2 protein-coding genes are annotated in these 1,602 nt (G+C 70.7%); both read left to right on the top strand.

Going from position 1 to position 1,602, the window contains the following annotated elements; genetic code table 11:
* On the top strand, positions 1-282 hold a 282-nt coding region (locus I8752_RS22075), incomplete at its 5' end, for a cysteine hydrolase family protein (protein ID WP_214434418.1).
* The coding region (locus tag I8752_RS22080; protein ID WP_214434419.1) for an FAD-dependent oxidoreductase at positions 279-1,602 on the top strand (1,324 nt) is incomplete at its 3' end. The genes I8752_RS22075 and I8752_RS22080, both read left to right, overlap by 4 nt.

The following is a 1,602-nucleotide window of genomic DNA, read 5'->3' on the forward strand; positions in this document are numbered from 1 at the left end:
GACCTGCCCGTCGAGAAGGTCGGCTATGATGCCTTCTACCAGACGCGGCTTGAATGGGTGCTGCGCAAGGCGGGCATCCGCAAGCTGCTGGTCAGCGGCATCGTGACGAATGGCGGCGTCGCTTCCACGGTGCGCGGCGCGCATGTGCGGGAGTTCGAGGTGACGGTGCTGGAAGACGCCTGCGCCGCCTTCACGGATGAGCTGCACAGGACGGCGATCGAGGCGCTGCGCCCCGTGGCGAAGATCAGCACCATCGCCGAGGAGCTGGCGAAGCTGCCATGAGCATCGGCCGCGTCGTCACCGAGGCCGATCCGGCCTTCGAGATCGAAGTCCCCGTCGCTATCATCGGCGCCGGCGCGGCGGGGCTGGTGGCCGCGCTCTCCTGCCTCGATGCGGGGGTGGAGCCGCTGTTGCTGGAACGCGATCCGGTGCCGCGCGGCAGCACCTCCCTCAGCGCGGGCCTCATCCCCGCCGCCGGCACGCGCTTCCAGCGCGCGCATGGGATCGAGGATGATGTCGATACCTTCGCCCGCGACATCCAGAAGAAGGCGCATGGCCAGGCGGAGCCCACCACCGTGCGGACGGTGGCGGAGAATGCGGGCCGCGCCATCGAATGGCTGGCGGATCGCCACGGCCTCGACTTCTCCGTCGTGCACGACTTCTCCTACCCCGGCCACACGCATCGCCGCATGCATGGCCTGCCGAGCCGGAGCGGGGCGGAACTCGTGGACCGGCTGCGCAGCGCGGCGGAGGCCGCTGGCGTGCCGCTGCTGACGGAAGCGCGCGTGACGACGCTGGTCGCGGACCAATCCGGGCGGCTCCGCGGCCTGGTCGCGACGCGGCCTGATGGCAGCGAGGAGCGCATTGGCGCCAAGGCCATCGTGCTCGCCTGCTGCGGCTATGCCGGCAACAAGGACCTCGTCCGCAAATACATCCCGGAGCTGGCGGAAGCCGTCTATTTCGGCCATCCGGGGAATGAGGGCGAAGCGCTGTCCTGGGGCGAGCAGATCGGCGCCCAACTGCGCGACATGACGGGGCACCAGGGCCACGGCTCCGTCGCGCATCCCCAGGGCATCCTCGTCTCCTGGGCCGTCATCATGGAAGGCGGCTTCCAGGTGAACACGGAAGGCCGGCGCTTCTGGAACGAATCCTCGGGCTATTCGGAAGCGGGCGTGGCCGTGATGGGCCAGCCCGGCTCCATCGCCTGGGATGTCTTCGATGCCCGCATCGCCGGCATCACCGCGCAGTTCGAGGATTTCCGCCAGGCGCAGGCGCAGGGCGCGGTGATCAGCGCGGAGACGCCCGCCGAACTCGCGCGGCTGATGAAGCTGCCGGAGGACGCCTTCCTCGCCACCTTCGATGAGGTCGCCGCGCTGAAGCGAGACGGCGCCACGGATGGCTTCGGCCGCAACTGGCAGGGTGTGGCGCCGCTCGCCGGGCCGCTCTGCGCGGTGCGGGTCACCGGCGCGCTGTTCCACAGCCAGGGCGGGCTGGTGGTGGATGAGGCGGCGCGCGTGCGGCTTGCCGCGGGCGGGATCATCCCCAACCTCTTCGCCGCGGGCGGCGCGGCCTGCGGCGTCAGCGGGCCCGAGGCAAGTGGCT

It is taken from the genome of Dendronalium phyllosphericum CENA369, assembly GCF_016056275.1.
Lineage (GTDB): Bacteria > Cyanobacteriota > Cyanobacteriia > Cyanobacteriales > Nostocaceae > Dendronalium > Dendronalium phyllosphericum.